Source organism: Pseudonocardia pini, from assembly GCF_013870575.1.
Classification (GTDB): Bacteria; Actinomycetota; Actinomycetes; order Mycobacteriales; family Pseudonocardiaceae; genus Pseudonocardia; species Pseudonocardia pini.
In genome coordinates, this window is record NZ_JACBXB010000485.1 from 1 (window position 1) to 4,254 (window position 4,254).

The window sequence follows — 4,254 nt, forward strand, 5'->3', positions numbered from 1 at the left end:
GACGACGTGCTGGACCGGCTCCCCGAGCTGCAGGCGGCCGGGCACCGGCTCGAGCACCTCGACACCGGGGCGCCGCTGTCCGAGCTCGCCGCCGAGCCCCTCGCCGCCAACGCCTACCTCGGCGCCTGGGGCATCACCGCCGCGCTCCGGGCCGGGGCGGACGTCGTGGTCTGCGGGCGGGTCACCGACGCGTCGCTCGTCGTCGGGCCCGCGGCCTGGTGGCACGACTGGGCCACCGCGGACTGGGACGCGCTGGCCGGGGCCGTGGTGGCCGGGCACGTCATCGAGTGCGGCCCGCAGGCGGCGGGCGGCAACTTCGCGGGCTTCACGCGACTGCCGCGCTTCGTGCGCCCCGGCTTCCCGATCGCGGAGATCGCCGCGGACGGCAGCAGCGTGATCACCAAGCACGGCACGGACGAGGGTGCCGTCACCGTCGACACGGTCACGGCCCAGCTCGTCTACGAGATCCAGGGGCCCGTCTACCTGAACCCGGACGTCACGGTGCACCTGGACACCGTGGAGATCGGCCCGGCCGGGCCGGACCGCGTCGCCCTGTCCGCCGTGCGCGGGACGCCCCCGTCGCCCACGACGAAGGTCGCGATCTACGCGCCGCTGGGCTTCCAGACCGCGCTGACCACCCACCTGACCGGGCTGGACCTCGACGAGAAGTACGACCTGCTGCACGCCCAGGTCCGCGAGATCGCCGCCCGGCTCGGGATCACCGAGCTCGACGTCACGCGCTTCGGCACCGCCGTCGCGGACCCGCACAGCCAGTGGGAGGCCACCGTCCCCGTCCGCATCGCGGCGGCCGCCGCCGAGCGCGGCCCGCTGTCGGCGCTCGCGCGCGAGCTCAACGGCCTGGGGCTGAGCAGCATCCCCGGGTTCATGGGCGCGGAGAGCGCGGGTCCGCGGCCGCGGACGGAGTACTGGCCCGGCCTGCTCCCCCAGGACGTCCTCCCCCACCGCACGGTGCTCGACGACGGGTCCGTCCTGGACGTCGCGCCGCCTGCGGTGACCGAGGCGTTCACCGGACAGCCCTCGCACCCCGAGCCCGCCCCCCTCGCCACCGGCGAGACGACGCGCGCCCCGCTGGGCCGGGTCGCCTTCGCCCGCAGCGGCGACAAGGGCGGCAACAGCAACCTCGGCGTCTGGACCCCGGACCCGGCCGCGTGGCCCTGGCTGCGCAGCCTGATGACGGTCGACGAGCTGCGCCGGCTCCTGCCGGAGACCAAGGACCTCGAGATCGTCCGGCACGAGCTCCCCCACCTGCGGGCGGTGCACTTCGTCCTCAAGGGGCTGCTCGGCAGGGCGGGGTCGAGCAACCTGCGGGTGGACTCCATCGGCAAGGCCGTGAGCGAGTACGCCCGGGCCCGGGTCGTGGAGATCCCCTCCGAGCTCCTCCCCTGATCCCGGCGACAGCGCCGCGATCGTGAGCCGGGTCGGCGGCGGGCCTCGGCGACGTCGAGGACACGCAGCCGGTGCACGCCGAGCCGTCGGTCCGGCTCACGGCCGCGGGCCGAGGCTCAGCGGCCCAGCCGCCGGAGGTTCGCGCGGACGGTGCGGTGCACCGGCTTCAGCGCGGCGACGCCGATCCCGGCGAGGCCGACCGGGGTGGCGAGGGCGGCGGCCGTGGTGGCGTGGGTGAAGGCGCTCGCCTTCTCGCCGACCATCCGGCGCAGCTCACGGCGGTTGCGGGCGTCGGGTGGCCAGCCGCCCGCGACCAGCCGCGCGGTCCGCACCGCGATGACCTGCGGTGCCGCCCAGGCGATCTCGCCCACCATCACCCACTGCCGGACCAGGTCGGAGGCCGGACCACGGGATCGCTTCGAGGAGGGCACGACCGCCACGCTACGGGGCCGCGGCGGGTCCGGCGAGCAGGCCCCGGGCCAGCCGGCGCCAGTGCTCCAGCATCCGCTCGTGCCGCGGTCCGGCGTCCCCGAACGTGGCCACGAGCGCGGTGCCGCGCATGCTGGTCAGGAGGGTCTCCCGCAGGGCCGGGAACTCCGGGTGCGCGGCCCAGGCGGGCCCGAACATCCCGGCCACGATCGCGTGGATGGACTCGTTGAGCCCGCGCTCGGCCTCGTAGACCACACCGCGCAGCGCCGGATGGTGCTGGGCCGCGAGCCACAGCTCGATCGAGGCCCGGAAGAACGCCTCGCCGTGCCGCTCCCACATCGCCGCGATGGCCTCGTCGATCCGCTCGACGCTGCCGTCCGGGCAGCCGAACTCCGCCGTCCGCGCCGCCGTGTCGGCCACCCGTCGTCGGGACAGGAGGGTGGCGGCCGCGACGAACAGCGCCTCCTTGGACGGGAAGTGGTGCAGCAGCCCACCCCGTGACACCCCGGCCCGCCGCTGCACCATCAGCGTGGACGCCTCCGCGTACCCGACCTCGACCAGGCAGTCGACCGCCGCGTCGAGGATGCGACGGCGGCTGACCACGGCCTTGCGGGCCCGCCGGGTGACCGCGGGGATCGAGTCACTCATGCCACTCCCGTCACCGAAACAGTCAGTCTTGACTTGCACTCTGCCAGGCAAGAGCATTCCGCCGCGACCACCGGTGCTCGACGAGGAGGCAACCGTGTACCCCGGCCACTTCGCCACGATCGACCCTGCCCGACCCGCCGTCGTGCTCAGCGACAGCGGGGCGCAGCTGACCTACGGCGAGCTCGAGGAACGCTCTGCCCGGTTGGCCCGCGTGCTGTACGACGCGGGCCTGCGGCCCGGCGACGACGTCGCCCTGCTCGCCGAGAACGGCCTGCACACCTACGAGGTCTTCTGGGCCGCCATGCGCAGCGGCCTGTACATCACCGCGATCAACCACCACCTGCAGCTCGACGAGGTCGCCTACATCGTCGGCGACTGCGGGGCGAAGGCGCTGATCGTCTCCGAGCGGCAGGCGGCCGTCGCGGTCCCGCTGCTCGCCGAGGTCCCGCCGATGGCCGTGACGCTGTCCCTCGGCGCCGTCGACGGCTACCGGGACTACGAGGAGGCGCTGGCGGCGTCCTCCCCGGAGCCGCTCGCGGACCAGCCCCGCGGCAAGGACATGCTCTACAGCTCCGGGACGACCGGGCGACCGAAGGGCGTGAAGGCGCCGTTGCCCGGCGTGCAGGTGCACGAGGGCGGCGAGGCGCTGCTGGGCGTGTTCGGCCCGCTGTACGGCTTCGGCGAGGACACCGTCTACCTCTCCCCCGCCCCGCTCTACCACGCGGCGCCGCTGCGCTTCGGCGGCATGATCCACCAGGTCGGCGGCACCGTGGTGATCATGCCGCGGTTCGACGCGGAGCAGGCGCTCGCCGCGGTCGAGCGGTACGGCGTCACGCACTCGCAGTGGGTGCCCACGATGTTCGTCCGGATGCTCAAGCTGCCGGACGAGGTCCGCGGCCGCTACGACCTCTCCAGCCACCGCGTCGCCGTGCACGCCGCCGCGCCCTGCCCGGTCGAGGTCAAGCAGCGGATGATCGAGTGGTGGGGGCCGATCCTGCAGGAGTACTACGCCGCCACCGAGGCCATCGGGATCACCGTCATCGACTCCACGACCTGGCTGCGCAAGCCCGGGTCCGTGGGCAAGGCCCTGCTCGGCACGCTGCGGGTCTGCGACGACGCGCAGGAGGACCAGCCGGAGGTGAAGACGAACGAGGTCGGGCTCGTCTACTTCGAGCGCGAGGTCCTGCCGTTCGCGTACCACAACGACCCGGAGAAGACGGCGAAGGCGCAGCACCCGCTGCACCCGAACTGGGGCACCACCGGGGACGTCGGGTACGTCGACGAGGAGGGCTACCTCTTCCTCACCGACCGCAAGGCCTTCATGATCATCTCGGGCGGGGTCAACATCTACCCGCAGGAGATCGAGGACGCCCTCACCCTGCACCCCGCCGTCGCCGACCTCGCCGTGATCGGCGTGCCGGACGACGAGATGGGCGAGCAGGTCGTGGCCGTCGTGCAGCCCGCGGAGGGGGCCGAGCCCGGTGAGGCGCTGGCCGCCGAGCTCACCGGGTTCCTCCGGGAGCGCATCGCCCACTACAAGGTGCCCCGGCGGATCGACTTCGCCGACACCCTGCCCCGCACCGAGACCGGGAAGCTGCAGAAACACCGGCTCCGTGACCGCTACGCGGCGGGAGCGACCGCGTGAGCGCCCCCGACCGCACGTTCCCGGTCACCGGCCGGGACGGCACCGTGCTCACCGCCTACGCCTGGGACCCCGCCGGGTCGCCGCGCGGGATCGTGCAGCTCACCCACGGGATGGGCGAGCACGTC

General features: G+C 74.0%; 4 protein-coding genes. 2 read left to right on the forward strand and 2 right to left on the reverse strand.

Translation table 11 applies throughout. From position 1 onward, the window contains the following. Window positions 1-1,407, forward strand: a 1,407-nt coding sequence (locus H5J29_RS22890) for an acyclic terpene utilization AtuA family protein (RefSeq protein ID WP_181783101.1), incomplete at its 5' end; no start/stop codon positions are given. Window positions 1,408-1,523: 116 nt separating this feature from the next. Here the strand turns inward: H5J29_RS22890 and H5J29_RS22895 are convergent. Together H5J29_RS22895 and H5J29_RS22900 are read right to left on the reverse strand one after the other, a co-directional pair. Next, the gene (locus H5J29_RS22895; RefSeq protein ID WP_220187802.1) at window positions 1,524-1,838 is read right to left on the reverse strand and encodes a hypothetical protein; all 315 of its coding nucleotides are present in this window, start codon (window positions 1,836-1,838) and stop codon (window positions 1,524-1,526) included. A 10-nt stretch (window positions 1,839-1,848) separates the two neighbouring features. Further along, the gene (locus H5J29_RS22900; protein ID WP_181783102.1) at window positions 1,849-2,484 is read right to left on the reverse strand and encodes a TetR/AcrR family transcriptional regulator; all 636 of its coding nucleotides are present in this window, start codon (window positions 2,482-2,484) and stop codon (window positions 1,849-1,851) included. Between the two features lie 94 nt (window positions 2,485-2,578). On the opposite strand from H5J29_RS22900, the gene H5J29_RS22905 reads away from it, so the two are divergent. Continuing rightward, the gene (locus H5J29_RS22905) at window positions 2,579-4,129 is read left to right on the forward strand and encodes an acyl-CoA synthetase (protein WP_181783103.1); all 1,551 of its coding nucleotides are present in this window, start codon (window positions 2,579-2,581) and stop codon (window positions 4,127-4,129) included. The last annotated feature ends 125 nt before the right edge of the window (window positions 4,130-4,254 follow it).